This is a genomic window from Candidatus Planktophila sp. (assembly GCF_046070465.1).
In the GTDB taxonomy this organism is placed as follows: domain Bacteria; phylum Actinomycetota; class Actinomycetes; order Nanopelagicales; family Nanopelagicaceae; genus Planktophila.
This window is the reverse complement of sequence record NZ_JBJTMK010000094.1, coordinates 1-2913: the sequence shown is the minus strand read 5'-3', so window position 1 is coordinate 2913 and position 2913 is coordinate 1. Positions and strand designations below refer to the sequence as shown.

Genomic DNA, 2913 nt, shown 5'->3' with positions numbered 1-2913 from the left:
GCGGAGTTGAGCACCCATGGGTTACTTCTTCACCGCCACGATCTGCTCTTGAAGTTCTTTCTCAAGCGGATCTTCTTCTGCTTCAACTGGAGCTGCTGCCACAGATGACTTGAACTGCTTCTTGAAATCATCAATCGCAGCCTGGAGCTTTGCCACTGTGTCATCTTCGAGAAGCTTTGTCTCTGAGATCACTGTGAAAATGTCCTTGCGCTCACGTGCGATGAAGTCGATGAATTCAGCTTCAAAGCGACGGATATCTGCAACTGGAACAGAGTCAAGGTTGCCTGTTGTTCCTGCCCAGATTGAAGCAATCTGCTTCTCCAGTGCGAATGGGGAGTATTGACCCTGCTTTAGAAGTTCAACCATGCGAGCACCGCGCTCAAGCTGAGCCTTTGATGCTGCATCGAGATCTGATCCGAAAGCTGCGAATGCTTCGAGCTCGCGGAACTGTGCAAGGTCAAGACGAAGACGACCGGCGATCTTCTTCATCGCCTTCGTCTGTGCAGAACCACCCACGCGTGAAACAGAGATACCCACGTTAATCGCTGGGCGAACGCCTGCGTTAAAGAGGTCTGTTTCAAGGAAGCACTGACCGTCAGTAATAGAAATTACGTTTGTTGGAATAAAGGCTGAAACGTCATTTCCCTTTGTTTCAATGATTGGAAGACCTGTCATTGAACCGCCACCGAGTTCATCGGAGAGCTTTGCGCAGCGCTCGAGAAGGCGTGAGTGCAAGTAGAAGACGTCGCCTGGGTATGCCTCACGTCCTGGTGGACGGCGGAGAAGCAATGAGACTGAACGATATGCCTCAGCCTGCTTCGAGAGATCATCAAAAACAATAAGAACGTGCTCGCCGTTGTACATCCAGTGCTGACCAATGGCAGAACCGGTGTATGGAGCGAGGTACTTAAAGCCAGCTGGGTCTGATGCAGGAGATGCAACGATTGTTGTGTACTCCATTGCGCCAGCTTCTTCGAGTGCGCCCTTTACAGATGCAATCGTTGAACCCTTCTGACCGATAGCGACGTAGATGCACTTAACTTGCTTCTTCTTATCGCCTGAAAGCCAGTTTTCACGCTGGTTAATAATGGTGTCGATTGCAACCGCTGTCTTACCAGTCTGGCGGTCACCAATGATCAACTGACGCTGACCGCGACCAATCGCTGTCATTGCATCGATCGCCTTGATACCGGTTGCAAGTGGCTCCTTAACAGGTTGACGCTGAACAACTGTTGGTGCCTGAAGTTCGAGTGCACGACGTGCATCAGGAGTGATGTCGCCCTTGCCGTCGATTGGTCGACCTAGTGGGTCAACTACGCGACCGAGGAAGCCATCTCCGACAGGAACAGAGAGAACTTCACCGGTACGACGTACTGATGTTCCTTCTTCGATACCAGCGTAATCACCGAGGATTACAACACCGATCTCGCGAACATCGAGGTTAAGAGCAAGACCTAGTGTGCCGTTCTCGAATTGAAGAAGTTCGTTCGCCATTGTTGAAGGAAGTCCTTCAACGCGAGCGATACCGTCGCCAGCCTGGCTAACAGTTCCGACTTCGTCACGAGCCGCGGTGCCTGGATCATATGACTTAACGAAGTTCGCTAAGGCATCCCGAATTTCATTCGGTTGGATCTTGAGCTCTGCCATGAGTTTCCCCTTTTTTCCTGTCTTAGTTTTGACCTGCAAGTGCGCGTCCTGCACCTGCGAGTCGGTTTGAAATACTGCCATCTACAAGTTCATCTGCGAACTTCACTGAGACGCCACCGAGGATTGAAGAATCAACCTGGATATTGACGGAGATTGGCTGGCCAACCAGCGATTCAATCGCTGCTGCCAGACGTGACTTCTGTGCCTCTGTAATCTCTGTTGCTACACGAACGAGTGCGATCAATCGATTGCGTCGATGAGCAAGACCGAAGAGGTAGTCAGCAAAAGCTGCTTCGATGCTGCGACCACGAAGGCTTGTCACAAGTGCAACGGCCAACTTCACAGTAGATGCAGATGCGCTCTTTGAGAGAACATCGGCGATCAATGCGCCCTTGGCGTCTACTGAACCGTTTCCGACGAGTGCCTTACGTAGTTCGAAATTATCTGCAATCAGACGTGAAACCTCGAAGAATTCTGATTCGAGGCGATCGAGTGCTCCATCAACATTTGCTGCTGACGCTTCCGCCTCAATTGCAAGCTGCTCGATGACGATTACTAGGTCACCTGCAGCAGACCAGCGAAGGCCTGCAACTGCTGCGAGAAGATCTGCTGCTTGTAATGAAATCTTTGAACCGAAGAGATCCTTGACCAAAGCGCTCTTTGAAGATCCATCGCGTGATGCATCTGTGAAAGCGCGGCGCAGAGATGAATTGGTTGCAAAGACCTCAGCTGCGAAGAACAAGTGTGCAGACAACTCGGAAGCAGAAGCTGATGATGCGCCTTTTACGGCAGCATCAAGCTGTGTACGTGCAGCCACGAGTGACTGACGACTACTTCCTCCGAGATGGATACGCATTACTTACTCTTTTCGAGATCTTCGATGAAACGTTCAACGATACGTGACTGACGAGCCTGGTCATCGAGAGCTTCTCCCACAATCTTTGATGCGAGATCAACAGCCAATGCACCAACTTCATTGCGAAGTGAGGTAATTGCCTGTTGGCGCTCTGCCTCGATAGAAGCATGTGCTGCTGCAGTGATGCGAGCTGCTTCTTCCTGAGCCTTCGCGCGAAGTACTTCCATGATTGCAGCGCCCTGTACTCGTGCTTCTTCGCGAAGACGTGAGGACTCATCACGTGCTGATGAAAGTTGTTCGTTGTAAGAAGCGAGAGCGCGTGCAGCCTCAAGCTGTGCCTTCTCTGCCTTTTCCATGCCACCTTGAATTGCTGCTGTGCGCTCTGCATATGCCTTTTCAAACATAGGAAC

The 2913-nt window shown here is 51.1% G+C and carries 3 protein-coding genes; all 3 read right to left on the bottom strand.

Features of this window, described 5'->3' with window-relative positions; translation table 11 throughout:
- Positions 1 to 21 precede the first annotated feature (21 nt).
- The gene (atpA, locus tag ACKOVI_RS04305; RefSeq protein ID WP_509602814.1) at positions 22 to 1647 is read right to left on the bottom strand and encodes a F0F1 ATP synthase subunit alpha; all 1626 of its coding nucleotides are present in this window, start codon (positions 1645 to 1647) and stop codon (positions 22 to 24) included.
- 22 nt (positions 1648 to 1669) lie between these two features.
- Positions 1670 to 2503, bottom strand: a complete 834-nt coding sequence (locus tag ACKOVI_RS04300) for a F0F1 ATP synthase subunit delta (protein WP_509602813.1) — start codon at positions 2501 to 2503, stop codon at positions 1670 to 1672.
- Positions 2503 to 2913, bottom strand: a 411-nt coding sequence (atpF, locus tag ACKOVI_RS04295) for a F0F1 ATP synthase subunit B (protein ID WP_509602811.1), incomplete at its 5' end; no start/stop codon positions are given. The genes ACKOVI_RS04300 and atpF, both read right to left, overlap by 1 nt.